A 15,289-nucleotide genomic window follows, 5' to 3' on the forward strand; every position below is an offset into this window, starting at 1 on the left:
ACGCGGGTAGATCAGTCACGCCATCAGGGTCATCCCTGACCGGCTCCCGATCGCGCGTCGGCCTGCCGGAACGCACATGATCACGTACTCTCTGTTTCGTGACCTATGACGAACACGTCGTGCTGGTCGATGGCGAGGGAAACCAGATCGGCACAGCTCCCAAGTCCACGGTTCACGGCGTCGCGACACCTCTGCATCTCGCGTTCTCGAGTTATGTCTTCGACAGACAGGCCCGTGTGCTGCTGTCCAGGCGGGCGGATCACAAGATCACCTGGCCTGGCGAGTGGACCAACAGTTGCTGCGGCCACCCGTTGCCCGGTGAGGCGTTGGAGTCCGCGGTGATCCGCAGGCTCGACTTCGAGCTCGGGCTGCACGTCGACTCGATCGATCTGCTGCTGCCCCGCTTCTCCTACCAGGCCGTCATGGGCAACGGGATCATGGAACACGAGCTCTGCCCGGTCTACCGGGTGATCGTGTCCGCCGACGCCGTGCCGAACGCCGAGGAGGTCGGGGCGATCCGGTGGGTTCCGTGGAAGGAGTTCGCCGACGAGGTGCTCAGCGGGGAGACGCCGATCTCTCCCTGGGCGCGGGAACAGGTGCCGCTCCTCGTCGCACTCGGCCCGGATCCGCTCAACTGGCCCACAGCCGACCCGGAGAACCTGCCGCCCGCGGCCCGCTGACGCCCGCACGCTGAGAAACATGCCCGCTGAAAAGGCGTTCGTCCGCTGAGAAGGCGCCCGACCACTTCGCCTGTACGGCAAGATGCCCCGGCTCGCCGTTGAGCCGGGGCATCTTGTGATCAGGAGAGCCGCGTGTCTCTACCGCTCCACCTGGCCGCGGATGAACTGCTCGACGGCCTCACGGGCAGCGTCGTCGGAGTACTGCTCCGGCGGCGACTTCATGAAGTAGGAGGACGGCGACAGCAGCGGGCCGCCGATCCCGCGGTCCAGGGCGATCTTCGCCGCGCGCACCGCGTCGATGATGATGCCGGCGGAGTTGGGCGAGTCCCAGACCTCGAGCTTGTACTCCAGGTTGAGCGGGGTGTCGCCGAAGGACCGGCCCTCCAGGCGGACGTAGGCCCACTTGCGGTCGTCGAGCCACGGCACGTGGTCGGACGGGCCGATGTGGACGTCGGCCTTGGCCATCTCGTGCGGGATCTGCGAGGTGACGGACTGCGTCTTGGAGATCTTCTTGGACTGGAGGCGCTTGCGCTCCAGCATGTTCATGAAGTCCATGTTGCCGCCGAAGTTGAGCTGGTAGGTGCGCAGCAGCTCGACGCCGCGGTCCTCGAACAACTTGGCCAGCACGCGGTGGGTGATGGTGGCGCCCACCTGGGACTTGATGTCGTCGCCCACGATCGGGACGCCGGCCTCGGTGAACTTCGCGGCCCACTCGGGGTCGGATGCGATGAACACGGGGAGTGCGTTGACGAAGGCCACGCGGGCGTCGATGGCGCACTGCGCGTAGAAGCGGTCGGCCTCCTCGGAACCCACGGGCAGGTAGGAGACGAGCACGTCGACCTGGGCGTCCTTGAGGGCCTGGACGACGTCGACCGGCTTCTCGTCGGACTCCTCGATGATCTCGCGGTAGTACTCGCCGAGACCGTCGAACGTGGGCCCGCGCTGCACGGTCACACCGAGCGGCGGCACATCGGTGATCTTGATCGTGTTGTTCTCGGAGGCGACGATGGCCTCGGAGAGGTCGCGACCGACCTTCTTCGCGTCCACGTCGAAGGCCGCCACGAACTCGACGTCTCCCACGTGGTAGTCGCCGAACCGCACGTGCATCAGGCCCGGCACACGGGTGCTCGGATCTGCGTCCCTGTAGTAGTGAACACCTTGGACGAGCGACGCGGCGCAGTTACCCACACCAACGATGGCTACGCGCACCGAACCCATCGCACCTGCTCCTTTACCTTTTGTCTTACTTATCTGATTCGGGCCTTTCGGCCCTCTCTGAGGCTTCCTGTAGCGCCTGTTGCTGATCGGAATCGGCGGCGCCCTCCTCTTCGGCACGCGGGGTCGCGGTGCTTCGCCGTTCTGAATCGATCAGCTCGTTCAGCCAGCGGACCTCGCGCTCGACCGACTCCAGCCCATGGCGCTGAAGTTCGAGGGTGTAACTGTCCAGCCGTTCCCTGGTCCGGGCGAGAGCCGTACGGACACCCTCAAGGCGCTCCTCCAGGCGGCTGCGGCGGCCCTCGAGGATGCGAAGTCGCACCTCCGCCTCTGTGTGGCGGAAGAACGCGAAGTGGATGCCGAAGCTCTCGTCCTCCCAGGCGGAGGGGCCCGCCTGGGTCAACAGCTCCTGAAGTCGTTCCTTGCCTTCGGCGGTCAGCTTGTAGACGATCTTCGATCTGCGGCCGAGAACCGTCTCCGCCGGCGGCTCCTCCTCGACGATGAGCCCGTCGTTGAGCAGTCCGCGCAGGCAGGGGTACAGCGATCCGTACGAGAAGGCGCGGAACATCCCGAGCAGGGTGTTGAGCCGTTTGCGCAGCTCGTACCCGTGCAGGGGAGTTTCGTGCAGTGATCCCAGGACGGCGAGCTCCAGCACACCTCCACGAGAGCCCGTCACTGGATCCACCCCCTGTGTCCGACCGATGTATCGAACCGATACATCCGCAGGATACGTCGGCGCGTCATATCACGCAACGGATGAATGGTTGGGCAAGCTTCAGCAAACAGTCGTAATCTGGGTCACATGTGGTCACAGCGGGCGGTCGTGGACTACGGCCTCGCACGGCGGGCGACGATTCAGTCGATCCGCTCCGGCCACATGGAGGCACGGGACGTCTGCGACGCCCATCCCTATCTGCTGCGCGCCGCGCGGTTCCACGGAGAGCCGACGGAACGTGTCTGCCCCATCTGCGAGCACCGGAAAGTGACCAACGTCACTTACGTTTACGGGGACGAATTAGGACGCCTGGCCGGACGCGTCAAGGCGACGGCAGATCTTGCCGATATGGCCCAGGAATACGGGGAATTCCGGGTCTACGTGGTCGAGGTCTGTCAAGGTTGTTCTTGGAACCATCTGGCGGTCTCGTTCGTGCTCGGTACAGGCGATCCCCCGGGCCCATGCCTATAAGGGCGACTTTCAGCTCCAAGAGGTACGCTCACCGGCCTGTCGACCCGATGTCGGCGATTCCCCCAAACTTAACGAGGACGCGTGACTTACAGCAGCTACGGCCAAGAGGAACCTTCGGGCTCCGGCGGATCGCCCCGCCCTGGGCGTCGCCGCCGTTCGCCCGGCCAGTACGGGGACAACCGTGACACGGCCCGCGGTGCGCAGCCCCAGCCAGGGCCAGGCCGACCCAATGCCCCACAGCAGCCGCCTCCCGCGGCTCCACGGCCGGCGCGGCCCAGTGCCCCGGCCGATCCTCGCCGCAGCCAGGCCGCGTTCGAGGACACGGCCTCGATGGGAGCGATGCAGCCGCCGTCCGGCGGCCGCCGCCCCGACCAGCGCCAGCCCGGCCCCGGCCGTGACCCGCGACAGGCCGCGGGCCCTGGTGGCCCTCGCGGCGGCGCGCCCGGCGCTCCCGCAGGCCCTGGCGTTCCCGCCGGTCCCGGTGGCGCGATGGTCCCCGCAGGGCCCGGAAGGCCCGGACGCCCCGGTGGTCCGGGAGTCCCCGGCGGCGAACGCACCCAGGCCATGGCGGCGGACGCCCCCGGCATGCGCAGAGGGCCGGACGGCGAAGGAACTCAGGCGATGTCGGCAGGAGGCCGCCGCAGAGCGGGCGGGCCTGGCAGGCGTCGCATCGGTCCCGGAGGCCCTGGTGGCCCCGACGGTCCTGGCGGCCCCGGTGGCCGCGGCCCCCGCGACCCGTTCGACGACGATGACGACGACAAGCCGCGCAACTGGAAGCGGTTCATCCCCAACTGGAAGATCGTCGTAGCCGGCTTCACGATCCTGGCCGCCGGCGTCTTCGGCATGATCGCGGTCGCCTACGCGAACACCCCGCTGCCCACGGGCACGCAGGAGCAGGCGATCGCGCAGGGCAGCAGCATCTACTATTCCGACAACAAGACGCTGATCGCCCGCGTGGGCACCGCCCGCGAGGTCATAACACTCAAAGACGTGCCGCAGCACGTCCAGGACGCGGTCGTCTCGATCGAGAACAAGACGTTCTGGCAGGACTCCGGAATCTCCGTCCCCGGAATGGCGCGGTCGGTCTGGATGACGGCGACGGGCCAGCAGTTGCAGGGCGCGTCCACGATCACCCAGCAGATGGCCCGTAACTACTACGACGGCCTCAGCCAGGACGTGTCGATCAAGCGCAAGCTCAAGGAAATCTTCGTCGCGGTCAAGCTCAACAAGTCGATGGACAAGGACAAGATCCTTGAGCAGTACCTCAACACGGTGCCCTTCGGCCGCGCCTACGGCATCCAGGCGGCCGCCAAGGCCTACTTCAAGAAGACCGCCAAGCAACTGACCCCGGCGGAGGGCGCCTATCTGGCCGCCCGCATCCAGACGCCCGCCCTCGACGCCGACTCACCCCAACTCCAGAGTCGGTTCAAGGACGTCATCAACGCCATGGCGGCCTACGCGCCCGACAAGTACGGCAACCTTCCGGCGACTGCGAAGTTCCCCAAGGCGATCAAGGCGGAGACCAGCGAGGACTACAGCGGCTCCAAGGGCTACATGATCATCCAGGTGCTCCAGGAACTGAAGCAGCGGGGGATCACGCCAGACCAGGTGCGGAGCCAGGGCTACAGGATCGTCTCGACGTTCGACAGGAAGCTCATGTCGGCGGCGAGGAAGGCGGTCGTGAACCAGACCAAGCACATGGACAATGACTTCCATGCCGGGCTGGCGGCGGTCGACCCCAAGACCGGGCGCGTCGTCGCCTTCTACGGCGGCGACGACTACGAGAACGACCCGTGGAACGAGCCGTTCGACTCCCGGAAGCAGGCGGCCTCGGCCTTCAAGCCCTACGTCCTGGCGGCGTGGCTCGACGCCGGATACAGCCTCAACAGCTGGGTGCCCGGCAAGGAGACGGTGCCGAAGGAGCTTCCCGGCACCACGAAGATCTCGAACGCCGAGACCATGCCGAGTTCGATCTCCGTCACGGACGCCACCTCTCACTCGATCAACACGGCCTTCGCCTCGATGGCCTTCAAGTTGCCCGGTCAGCTCGGCGACCTCAGGTCGCTGGCCGAGCAGGCGGGCATCAGCAAGGAGGCCATCGACGAGGACGCGGAGGGCGTCAACGGCGAGCACGGTCACGGCTACCAGCTCGCCATCGGCAGCGTCGGCGTCACGCCGGTGGAGCAGGCCGCGGGTTACTCGATCTTCGCCAACGCGGGCAAGCACGCCGACTACCACGTCGTGAAGTCCATCACCCTGGGCAAGCTGACCGTGCTGCCCGAGTTGAAGACGACACGGCAGGTCATCTCCCCCGAGGCCGCGGCCGACGCCACGTCTGCGATGGAGGAGGTCCTCAAGAACGGTACGGCCGCGGGCAAGGGCATCGGCCGTCCGGCCGCCGGCAAGACGGGTACGAACAACGACGAGAAGGAAGCCTGGTTCGTCGGCTACACCCCGCAGATCGTCACGGCGGTCGGGATGTACCGCGAGGAGTGCCGGACGAAGAAGGGCAAGGTCATTCAGCCGAAGTACTCGAACTGCCCTGAGGACGACGGCAAGAAGAACAGCAAGTACGGTCCGGACAACAAGTACAGCAGGCCGTACGAGGTGTCGCTGGGCTTCGAGGGTGCCGGTCCGCCCACCGACATCTGGCGCGCCTTCATGACGGCGGCGCTGCAGAACAAGCCGGTCGAGCAGTTCCCGCAGAAGGCCGGCATCGGCTCGCCTGAGGACATCGTGCCCAGCCCGCCGCCCCCGCCGCCGCCGGACGACCACCAGGGCCAGGACTGCAAGCCGTGGGACAACAAGCCCCAGTGCCAGGGTCAGGGTGGCAACCAGGGCCAGCAGTGCCAGCCGAACGACAACAGGCCGGAGTGCCAGGGTCAGGGTGGCAACCAGCAGCAGTGCCAGCCGAACGACAACCGCCCGCAGTGCCAGGGGCAGGTGCCGACCGACCCGAACCAGCCGACTGACCCGAACCAGCCGACTGACCCGAACCAGCCGAACAATCCTGTGACGACCCAGTCAGAGGCCGTCCGGCGGTTCACAGGTCGATGACCTCAGGCGCCGGGACCGGATGAAGTCGGTCCCGGCGCCGCGGCGTCTGTCAGAGCGGCTCCGAGTGCGCCGCCCTATGGCGCCGACGCGGAAATCTTGTGCCGGTGGTGTCGCGGACCTCGTGCGTTGAGTGATGCAATACCCACCATGACTACCCCGACCGCGAACGCTTCCAGCCCCGTGCCGGGGGTCGCCCAGCGGGCAGTGCCGTACCTGCCGCTGGGGCTCATCGCGGGCCTCGGCGCCGTGCTCGCCTTCCTGTGGAAGTCCCCCTGCCGGTTCGGGGGCGCCTGGAACACCGGGGTCGGCCAGTACACCAACTTCTGCTACACGGACATCTATCCGCTCTGGTGGGCCGAGCACCTCAACGAGGGGAAGATCCCCTACGTCGACTATCCGGTCGAGTACCCGGTCGGCATCGGCGGGATCATGGAGCTGGCCCGGCGCCTCGCGCACGGCGACGGCCTGGCGTTCTACGACATCACCGTCGTCCTCATGGGCATCTCACTGGTCGTCGGCGTCCTGATCATGGCCGCGCTGGCCGGGCCGGCCCGCCGGTGGGACGCGCTGTGGTACGCCATCGGCCCCGCGGTCATCCTCTGCGCCTACATCAACTGGGACCTGGCCGCCGGCGCGCTCGCTCTCGGAGGTCTTCTGGCCTGGGCCCGGGAGAGGCAGTACCTCGCGGGAGTGCTGCTCGCCCTGGCAGTCGCCACCAAGTTCTACCCGTTGATGTTCTTCGGAGCGCTGTTCCTGCTCACGGTCAGGACGGCCAAGTGGATCCCGTTCCTGAAGACGGCCGGGGCCGCGGCGGGCACGTGGCTGCTCGTCAACGTGCCCATCATGCTGATCAGCTTCGACGGCTGGAAGCGGTTCTACTCGTTCAGCAGCGAACGCGGCGCCGACTGGGGCGGCCTGTGGTTCTTCTTCCAGCACAAGGACTGGGGCGTCCTCGCGGATCCGGATCTGCTGAACAGGATGGCGGTGGGCGCGCTGGCCCTGCTCCTGCTCGGGGTGGCCGCGCTCGCGCTCTTCGCGCCGCGCAGGCCCCGGCTGATGCAGCTGTGCTTCCTCGCGCTCGCCGCTTTCATGATCACCAACAAGGTCTGGTCGCCGCAGTACGTGTTGTGGCTGGTGCCGTTCGCGGTGCTGGCCAGGCCCAAGTGGGGTGCGCTGGCTGCCTGGCAGATCGCCGAGTGCTGGTACTTCTTCTCGATCTGGCTCTATCTCGTCTCCCAGGACCCCGAGCATGCGAACCTCGGCATCGGGGACACTCCGTACTTCCTGTCGATGTGGGCGAGGGCGCTCACGATCGCCGTGCTGATGGCCCTGGTGGTCAGGGACGTTCTGCGGCCGGAGTCGGACGTCGTCCGCAGGGACGGGGCGGACGACCCGTCCGGTGGGGTCTACGACGGCACTCCCGATCGTTTCGTCCTGCCTGCGCGGCTCGTGACCTCGTCCGTACGGCCGGCCGCGTCGGCATGGGCGCCGCGTGTGGATCGGAGCGCGGCCCCGGGAGAGAGCGGGGCTGCGCACCCTCTGTAGCCTTTCGATTACCGAATGGCTCTTGATCGGATGCCGGAGGTAGGGCGTCAGGTGCGAAGCGGTCTCCCGTGGCGGGTGCTGACCGTCTGGGTGGTGACCCGGGCGGTCCTCCTGCTCGCCGTCACCCAGGTCATCCCCATCGGCCATGCCGGGCATTTCGAGAACGACGTCGCGCTCTATCGGGACTGGTCGCAGACCCTGCTCGCCGGGCACTTCCCGGCCGGTGACGACAAATGGCAGTACCCACCGCTCGCGGCCCTGCCATTGGTGGTCCCCCACCTGCTGCCGTGGGCCTACCATCTCGACTTCTATCTCGTCGCGCTGCTGTGCGACCTGGGGATCCTGCTCCTCCTGTGGAGGTTCGCCCAGCGGGTGGGCGGCGGCCGTACCGGGCTGTGGGCCTGGACCGTGGGTGCGGCGCTCCTCGGACCGCTGCTGCTCTCGCGGTACGACCTGTCGGTGACGCTCGTGGCGGTCATGGCGCTGACCGCGTCGGCGGACCCCGTCGTCCGGGGGTCGCTGATCGGAGTCGGCCTCGTCGTCAAGGTGTGGCCGATCGCGCTGCTCGCGGGGCTTCGGCGCGGGCGTGAGGTCCTCGCCGGCGCCGGATCCGCGCTCGCCGTCGCCGCCGTGGGCTGCGGGGTGGCCGTCCTGCTGATGCCGCACGCCCTCGACTTCCTCGCGGCCCAGGAGGGCAGGGGCCTGCAGATCGAGTCTCCGGCTGCGACCCCGTTCGCGCTCGCGCGGGCGCTCGGCTGGTGGGACGGCTACACCAACTATCAGCACGGCGCGATGGAGGCGGTCGGGCCCGGTGTCGCCACGGCCGAGCTGCTGGCCCTGTTCGCGACGCCTGCGGCTTTCGCGTTGCTGGCCGTGTGGTGGGTGCGGGCGCGGCCGGACGCCGGGACCTACTACGACGCGGCGCTCACCGCGGTGCTGTTCCTCGTGGTCACCAGCAGGGTGCTCTCACCGCAGTACATGACCTGGGTGGCCGGTGTCGCGGCGGTCGTCCTGACCGTACGGCCCGGCGGCCGCGGCGCGGGGCAGCGGCCGGTCGCATGGCTGGTCCTGTTCGCCACCCTGCTGACGGGGATCATGTATCCGTGGTTGGAACAGGACTACAGCTGGACGGGTGACCTGCCGGGAACGCTCGTGCTCGCCGCCCGCAACCTCGTCCTGGTCGTCGCCGCGATCGTGTCCTTCGTCCGGCTGTGGCGGAGCACCATGCGTCCCAGGTGGGAGTCGGGGAGCCCCCGCCGTTTCGCCGTTCCGACCGTGTGAGCACTGTGACGGGCCGGCTGCGTGGGAGACCCGGATACCCGGGTCCCGCCGGCCGTCAATCCAGAGATTGGTCCACAGGCTGTGGATATCCCTAGAGGTGCTTGCGGAGGAAGGCGATGTCGTCGGCCTGGCCCTCAGCCGGCGTCTCCACCACGATCGGCGCCCCTGCGGCGCGGCACACGGCGAGGATCGCCTCCGGTTCGATCTGGCCGCTGCCGAGGTTGGCGTGCCGGTCGGCCCCCGAGTCGAACGCGTCGCGCGAGTCGTTGCAGTGCACGAGGTCGATGCGGCCGGTGATGGCCATCACCCGGTCCACGATGCCGAGCAGTTCCTCGCCGCCGGCGTGGAAGTGGCAGGTGTCGAGGCAGAAGCCGACGACCGAAGGGTCGGGCGCCCCCGACGTGACCGCGTCCCAGAGGCGGGCGATCCGGTCGAGCTTGCGGGCCATCGCGTTGCCGCCGCCCGCCGTGTTCTCGATGAGCACGGGGATGGGGCACTCCATGCGCTCGAACACCTTGCGCCAGTTGTCGAAACCGGTCTGCGGGTCGTCCGTCGCGTTCACGTGCCCGCCGTGCACGATCAGGCCCTTTGCCCCGATCGACGCCGCGGCCTTGAGCTGGCCGTCCAGGAGCTTCCTGCTGGGAATCCGGATCCGGTTGTTGGCCGTCGCGACGTTGATCACGTAAGGCGCGTGGACGTAGACGTCCACGTCGGAGTCGCGGATGGCGTCGGCCGAGTCGGGGATGACCGGGCCCTTCCATCCCTGGGGGTCGCCGAGGAAGAACTGGACCACGTCAGCTGATCGGGAGGCCGCGTGCGCCAGGGGATCGTCCTGGTCGACGTGGGCCCCGATTCGCAGGGGCAGATCGCCGTGATGCGTTTCCATCCGGTTCCTCCATCAACTCGCGTGCCGCTCGCCGGGTAATCCGCAAGCAACAGGACTCAAAAAGGAAAGTGCCGAACCCTAGACGTCTTCCAAGAGCGTTTCAAGGGGGCACACCCGGGCAGTCGCACTGTCGCACGCGCCCTGCGACCCGCGCGCCGATGATACAAGGAGACGAGCATGCGATATCGGCTGGGAAGCTTCCTCTTACTCATCTACATCCTGGTCGGCCTCTACGTGGCGTGGGTGCACGACTACCTCACCCCCACCCTGCTGAGGCAGATCGCCCAGGCCCTGCTCGCGATCTTCCTGTGGTTCCTCATCCTCCTCGGTGTCGACCTGCACATCGGCGGAGGGTGACGGCGGACGTCGTCGAACGCCGGGCCCCGGACCTGCACCGGGGCCCGGTGCGTACCTCGACCCGATCAGGGGCCGGGTACGAAGCCTCCGTGGTAGATGCCCAGGGCGACCCCGACGAAGGACGCCACGACACCCACGATGATGAGGCTGCGCTGGGCGGTCGTCGCCGAGATGTACTGGGTGTAAAGGCCGCCGAGGAATCCGAGCGCGCCCGCCCACGAGGCGATCATGTGCGCCCGCACGATGAAACCCGTGACGAACGCCAGGATGCCGATCAGCAGGGTCGCCACCGTCAGGACGTTCTCCGCCGGGTGCCTGGCCCCATCGGTGTTGAGTGTGAACCTGCCGGGTGCGCGTCCGGCGGCGTGACCGGCGGGGCCAAGAACGTTTCGCATCGAGGCCACCCCCTCTCCTCCCTCCAGTTTGCCGCGCGTGGCGGGGTACGGCCAGGTGCCTGGTAGCCTTGTTCGGCTGCGTCTGATATGGGGCCGGGATCACTCCGGGCCTCGCGCAGCGTCCTCCTGTCACGGCAAGGCGTCGTGACCGCAAGAGTCCAGAGGAGGTTGGATTCCACATGCGTCGTTACGAGATGATGGTCATTCTCGACCCGTCCCTCGATGAGCGCACCGTGCAGCCCTCGATCGACCAGTTCCTCACCGTCGTGCGCAACGACGGCGGAAGCGTCGAGAAGGTCGACGTCTGGGGACGTCGCCGGCTGTCCTACGACATCGCCAAGAAGTCCGAGGGCATCTACGCCGTCGTCGACCTCACCGCGGAGCCCGCCACGGTCAAGGAGCTGGACCGTCAGCTCAACCTGAACGAGGGCATCCTCCGCACCAAGGTCATCCGCCCCGAGCTTCACTGACCAGTGACGCGAAGCCCGGCGGTTTGTCGGGCGAGAGCCGTACTCTGAGGCCCTGAAGGCTCGGCCGGCGGGATAGGAAGGCGAAAGCGACCGATGGCAGCAGGCGACACCACGATCACCATTGTCGGCAATCTTGTCGACGATCCGGAGCTGCGCTTCACCCCGACGGGGCAAGCCGTGGCCCGATTCCGCATCGCATCCACTCCGAGGTTCCTCGACAGGCAGACCAACGAGTGGAAGGACGGCGAAGGCCTGTTCCTGACCTGCAACGTGTGGCGGCAGGCGGCGGAGAACGTCGCCGAGAGCCTGCAGCGCGGCATGCGGGTCATCGTGCAGGGACGGCTGCGCCAACGGTCGTATGAGACCAAGGAAGGCGAGAAGCGCACGGTCTACGAGGTCGAGGTCGACGAGGTCGGCCCCTCGCTGCGCAACGCCACCGCCAAGGTGAACAAGACCACCCGCCAGGGCGGTCAGGGTGGTGGTGGCGGCGGCTTCGGCGGCGGCCCCGGGGGCGACCCGTGGGCGTCCGCCTCCCCGTCGCCTCAGGGCGGCGGCGGCTTCAACCAGGGCGGCCAAGGCGGCCAGGGTGGCGGCTTCGGTGGAGGCGGCGGCGGAGGCTTCGGCGGCGACTTCAGCGACGAACCGCCCTTCTGACCCTCACCTGATCTCGCGTTTCCCGTCACAACACCACAAGTAATCCGACCGACCATTCCCGCATCATGCGGGGCTCTGAAAGGAGCACCACGATGGCGAAGCCGGCACTGCGCAAGCCGAAGAAGAAGGTTTGCCTGTTCTGCCACGACAAGATCTCCTACGTCGACTACAAGGACACGGCGCTGCTGCGGAAGTTCATCTCCGACCGCGGCAAGATCCGTGCTCGCCGGGTGACGGGCAACTGCACCCAGCACCAGCGCGACGTGGCCACCGCTATCAAGAACGCTCGTGAGATGGCACTGCTGCCGTACACGAGCACCGCGCGCTAAGAAAGGAGTCTCAGGACATGAAGCTCATTCTCACCACTGAGGTCTCCGGTCTCGGCACCCCTGGCGACATCGTCGAGGTCAAGGACGGCTACGGCCGCAACTACCTCATCCCGCGTGGTTTCGCGATCCGCTGGACGCGTGGCGCCGAGTCCCAGATCGCCTCGATCAAGAAGGCGCGCGACGCGCGCGAGATCCGCGACCTGGGCACCGCCAAGGAGGTCGCCGGCCAGCTCGGCGCGCTCAAGGTGAAGCTCAAGACCCGTGCGGGCGAGTCCGGCCGGCTCTTCGGCTCGGTGACGACGGGCGACATCGCCGATGCGGTCAAGGCCGCGGGCGGCCCGCTGCTCGACCGTCGCCGCATCGAGATCGGCAACGCGATCAAGAGCCTGGGCACCCACCGGGTCAGCGTCAAGCTGCACCCCGAGGTGGCCGCCACGGTCGAGGTCGAGATCATCGCCGGCTAGACCGGCAGCGGTTACACGAAGACCCCTTCCCGGTCGCGGGAGGGGGTCTTTTCGTGTCCCGGGGGTTGTCGTCAGGTGGTGACAATTCCCCCTAGGTAAAGCAGGGCACTACGGAACGCTAGTATCTTCCCAGTCAATTTCGCGGATTTCGTGGAAGATCATGCTGGTGGAGGCTGGAATGCGCCGTACTTCGAAGTTGCTGGCTTTCGGTGTGCTGGCGCTGGCGGCGGCCGCGTGCGCACCGGCGAACGACACCTCCACGGCGAGCCCGGGTTCCGCCAGCCCGGCGGCCTCCGCCACCTGCGCGAAGGACCAGCTGCCGCTGACCACGGCGGGCAAGCTCACGATCGGCACCGACAAGCCCGCCTTCGAGCCCTGGTTCAAGAACGACGATCCGTCCAACGGGCAGGGCTTCGAGAGCGCCGTGGCCTACGCGGTGGCCCAGAAGCTCGGCTTCACGAAGGACGAGGTCACCTGGGCGGTCGTGCCGTTCGACTCCTCGTTCGCGCCGGGGCCGAAGAAGTTCGACTTCGACGTCAACCAGATCTCCATCTCGCCCGAGCGACAGAAGGCCGTCGACTTCAGCCAGGGCTACTACACGGTCAAGCAGGCCGTCGTCGCCCTCGACGGCTCCAAGTTCGCCGGCGCCACGACCCTGGCCGAGCTCAAGGACGCCAAGATCGGCGTGCAGGCCGGGACCACCTCGCTGCAGGCAGTCCAGCAGGTCGTCCAGCCGGCCACCGACCCGAGCGTCTACAACCAGCAGATCGACGCGATCAGCGCGCTGAAGAACAAGCAGATCGACGCCATCGTGGTGGATCTGCCGACCGGGTTCTACGTGACCGCGGCCCAGGTGGAGAACTCCAAGATCGTCGGCCAGTTCGCGGCGACGGGCGAGACGCCGGAGGAGTTCGGCCTGCTGCTGCAGAAGGGCAGCGGCCTGACCTCCTGCGTGGACAAGGCCGTCGGTGACCTCAAGGCGTCCGGCGAACTGGCCGCCATCGAGAGCCAGTGGCTGACCGGCAGCGCCGGCGCGCCGGAGCTGAAGTGACCGGAGGAGAGGCGTCCCCGGGCGCTCCCACCCCCTCCGACGATTCGGCCGCGTCCGCCGCTCCTGACGCCTCCGGGCATCCGGCGGCTCCCGCTGCGGCTTCCGCCGTACATGCGGCTCCGGCCGAATGGACGAAGAGCGATCGGCAGATTCGCCGGGAGGCCGATCTTCGACGGCAGGCCAGGCGATCGACGTCGGTCGCCACCGCGTCCACCATCGTGGTCGCCGTCTTGGTCGTCGCGCTGGTCACCGCTTCCCCCGGGTGGCCGCGCGTGCGGGAGACGTTCTTCAACCCATCGCAGTTCGTCGACGCGTTTCCCGACGTGTGGCGAGGGTTCCTGCTCAACGTCAAGATCTTCTTGATCGCGGAGCCGCTGATCCTGATCGTCGGTCTGGTCGTCGCGCTCGTGCGGACCCTGCGGTCGCCGGTGTTCTTCCCGCTCAGGGCGGCCGCCGTCTTCTACACCGATGTCTTTCGCGGCATTCCGACCATTCTGCTGATCTACCTGGTCGGCTTCGGCATCCCCGCGCTGGCGTTGCAGGGTGCGCCGAGCGACCCGGTCACGCTCGGCATCATCGCGCTCGTGCTGTCCTACGGCGCCTATGTCGCCGAGGTGTTCCGTTCGGGAATCGAGTCCGTCCATCCCAGCCAGCGGGCCGCCGCGCGTTCGCTGGCGCTCAGTCACGGGCAGACGATGCGGTACGTCGTCGTTCCCCAGGCCGTCCGCCGGGTGATTCCGCCGCTGCTCAACGACTTCGTCTCGCTGCAGAAGGACACCGCACTCGTGGCCGTCCTCGGCCCGCTCGAGGCGCTGCGCCAGGCATCGATCCATGCCTCCTCGACGTTCAACTACACGCCTTACCTGTGCGCGGCGCTGTTGTTCATCGCGCTCACCGTGCCCATGGCCCGGCTCACCGACCATCTCGCCGCGCGTACGACCCGACGCCAGATGGCGGGAGGACACCTGTGAGCCTGCTGACCGTCGAAGACGTGTGGAAGAACTACCACCACCACAGTGTGCTGCGCGGGATCGATCTCGAGGTGGCTCCGCACGAGGTGGTCTGCCTGATCGGGGCCTCCGGTTCGGGGAAGTCGACGCTCCTGCGCTGCGTCAACCTGCTGGAGTCGATCGACGACGGGGCGATCCACCTCGACGGCACGGAGATCACGGACGTGCGGACCGACCCGGACGACGTCCGCAAGCGGATCGGCATGGTCTTCCAGTCCTACAACCTGTTCCCGCACATGACCGTGCTGGACAACGTCACGCTGGCACCGCGCAAGGTGCACCGAGTCCGTCCGGATCAGGCTGAGGCAGAGGCGAGAGAGTTGCTCGCCCGCTTCGGCCTCGCGGACAAGGCCGGCGAGTATCCCGACCGGCTCTCCGGGGGACAGCAGCAGCGGGTCGCCATCGTCCGGTCGCTGGCCACCCAGCCGCGGTTGCTCCTGCTCGACGAGGTCACCTCAGCGCTCGACCCGACGCTGGTGACGGAGGTGCTGTCCGTCATCCGCGAACTCAAGGACGCGGGCATGACGATGATCATCGCGACCCATGAGATGGGTTTCGCCCGGGACATCGCCGACGCGGTCTGCTTCCTCGAAGGCGGGGTGTTGCTGGAGCACGGATCGCCCGAGCAGATCTTCACCGCTCCGGAGCACCCTCGCACGCGAGAGTTCCTGCAGCGGGTGCTCGAGGCCGGCCGGCTGTGACCACTCGC

17 protein-coding genes are annotated in these 15,289 nt (G+C 67.7%); 13 read left to right on the forward strand and 4 right to left on the reverse strand.

Features of this window, described 5'->3' with window-relative positions; all coding sequences use genetic code 11:
* Positions 1-98 precede the first annotated feature (98 nt).
* A complete protein-coding gene (gene idi, locus Pka01_RS20900) occupies positions 99-680 on the forward strand; it encodes an isopentenyl-diphosphate Delta-isomerase (protein ID WP_203884506.1) in 582 nt (193 codons plus the stop codon).
* Positions 681-818: 138 nt separating this feature from the next.
* On the opposite strand, the gene Pka01_RS20905 is transcribed toward idi, so the two are convergent.
* Positions 819-1,898, reverse strand: a complete 1,080-nt coding sequence (locus tag Pka01_RS20905; protein ID WP_203884507.1) for an inositol-3-phosphate synthase — start codon at positions 1,896-1,898, stop codon at positions 819-821.
* A 25-nt stretch (positions 1,899-1,923) separates the two neighbouring features.
* Positions 1,924-2,571: a PadR family transcriptional regulator gene (locus Pka01_RS20910; RefSeq protein ID WP_203884508.1), complete on the reverse strand. Its 648-nt coding sequence runs from the start codon at positions 2,569-2,571 to the stop codon at positions 1,924-1,926.
* Between the two features lie 126 nt (positions 2,572-2,697).
* Between Pka01_RS20910 and Pka01_RS20915 the strand changes: the two genes are divergently transcribed.
* The 4 genes from Pka01_RS20915 (at position 2,698) to Pka01_RS20930 (ending at position 8,964) form a co-directional block, all read left to right on the forward strand.
* The gene (locus Pka01_RS20915; RefSeq protein ID WP_203884509.1) at positions 2,698-3,081 is read left to right on the forward strand and encodes a DUF5318 family protein; all 384 of its coding nucleotides are present in this window, start codon (positions 2,698-2,700) and stop codon (positions 3,079-3,081) included.
* A gap of 621 nt (positions 3,082-3,702) precedes the next feature.
* The gene (locus tag Pka01_RS20920; protein WP_203884510.1) at positions 3,703-6,138 is read left to right on the forward strand and encodes a transglycosylase domain-containing protein; all 2,436 of its coding nucleotides are present in this window, start codon (positions 3,703-3,705) and stop codon (positions 6,136-6,138) included.
* A 147-nt stretch (positions 6,139-6,285) separates the two neighbouring features.
* Positions 6,286-7,683, forward strand: coding sequence for a glycosyltransferase family 87 protein (locus Pka01_RS20925; protein WP_203884511.1), 1,398 nt, complete (start codon positions 6,286-6,288; stop codon positions 7,681-7,683).
* A gap of 51 nt (positions 7,684-7,734) precedes the next feature.
* The gene (locus tag Pka01_RS20930) at positions 7,735-8,964 is read left to right on the forward strand and encodes a glycosyltransferase 87 family protein (RefSeq protein WP_203884512.1); all 1,230 of its coding nucleotides are present in this window, start codon (positions 7,735-7,737) and stop codon (positions 8,962-8,964) included.
* 91 nt (positions 8,965-9,055) lie between these two features.
* Here Pka01_RS20930 and Pka01_RS20935 read toward each other — a convergent pair whose 3' ends face one another.
* Positions 9,056-9,850 (reverse strand): deoxyribonuclease IV, encoded by a 795-nt coding sequence (locus tag Pka01_RS20935; RefSeq protein ID WP_239115164.1) that lies wholly within the window; start codon positions 9,848-9,850, stop codon positions 9,056-9,058.
* 177 nt (positions 9,851-10,027) lie between these two features.
* On the opposite strand from Pka01_RS20935, the gene Pka01_RS20940 reads away from it, so the two are divergent.
* Positions 10,028-10,207 (forward strand): hypothetical protein, encoded by a 180-nt coding sequence (locus tag Pka01_RS20940; RefSeq protein WP_203884513.1) that lies wholly within the window; start codon positions 10,028-10,030, stop codon positions 10,205-10,207.
* Positions 10,208-10,272: 65 nt separating this feature from the next.
* On the opposite strand, the gene Pka01_RS20945 is transcribed toward Pka01_RS20940, so the two are convergent.
* Entirely contained in the window at positions 10,273-10,602 is a 330-nt protein-coding gene (locus tag Pka01_RS20945) for a hypothetical protein (RefSeq protein ID WP_203884514.1), read from the reverse strand.
* Positions 10,603-10,781: 179 nt separating this feature from the next.
* On the opposite strand from Pka01_RS20945, the gene rpsF reads away from it, so the two are divergent.
* From rpsF to Pka01_RS20980, 7 genes are all read left to right on the forward strand, one after another.
* Complete coding sequence (rpsF, locus tag Pka01_RS20950) at positions 10,782-11,072, forward strand: 30S ribosomal protein S6 (protein ID WP_203884515.1); 291 nt, start codon at positions 10,782-10,784, stop codon at positions 11,070-11,072.
* Between the two features lie 93 nt (positions 11,073-11,165).
* Positions 11,166-11,726: a single-stranded DNA-binding protein gene (locus tag Pka01_RS20955; protein ID WP_203884516.1), complete on the forward strand. Its 561-nt coding sequence runs from the start codon at positions 11,166-11,168 to the stop codon at positions 11,724-11,726.
* Between the two features lie 92 nt (positions 11,727-11,818).
* Complete coding sequence (gene rpsR, locus Pka01_RS20960; RefSeq protein WP_061256131.1) at positions 11,819-12,055, forward strand: 30S ribosomal protein S18; 237 nt, start codon at positions 11,819-11,821, stop codon at positions 12,053-12,055.
* 17 nt (positions 12,056-12,072) lie between these two features.
* Entirely contained in the window at positions 12,073-12,519 is a 447-nt protein-coding gene (rplI, locus tag Pka01_RS20965; protein WP_203884517.1) for a 50S ribosomal protein L9, read from the forward strand.
* A gap of 178 nt (positions 12,520-12,697) precedes the next feature.
* Positions 12,698-13,570, forward strand: coding sequence for an ABC transporter substrate-binding protein (locus Pka01_RS20970; RefSeq protein ID WP_203884518.1), 873 nt, complete (start codon positions 12,698-12,700; stop codon positions 13,568-13,570).
* Entirely contained in the window at positions 13,567-14,541 is a 975-nt protein-coding gene (locus tag Pka01_RS20975) for an amino acid ABC transporter permease (RefSeq protein WP_203884519.1), read from the forward strand. Before Pka01_RS20970 ends, Pka01_RS20975 begins: the two co-directional genes overlap by 4 nt.
* Positions 14,538-15,281: an amino acid ABC transporter ATP-binding protein gene (locus tag Pka01_RS20980; RefSeq protein ID WP_275414485.1), complete on the forward strand. Its 744-nt coding sequence runs from the start codon at positions 14,538-14,540 to the stop codon at positions 15,279-15,281. The genes Pka01_RS20975 and Pka01_RS20980 overlap by 4 nt, the downstream gene beginning before the upstream one ends.
* The last annotated feature ends 8 nt before the right edge of the window (positions 15,282-15,289 follow it).

The sequence above is a fragment of the Planotetraspora kaengkrachanensis genome, assembly GCF_016862895.1.
In the GTDB taxonomy this organism is placed as follows: Bacteria; Actinomycetota; Actinomycetes; order Streptosporangiales; family Streptosporangiaceae; genus Planotetraspora; species Planotetraspora kaengkrachanensis.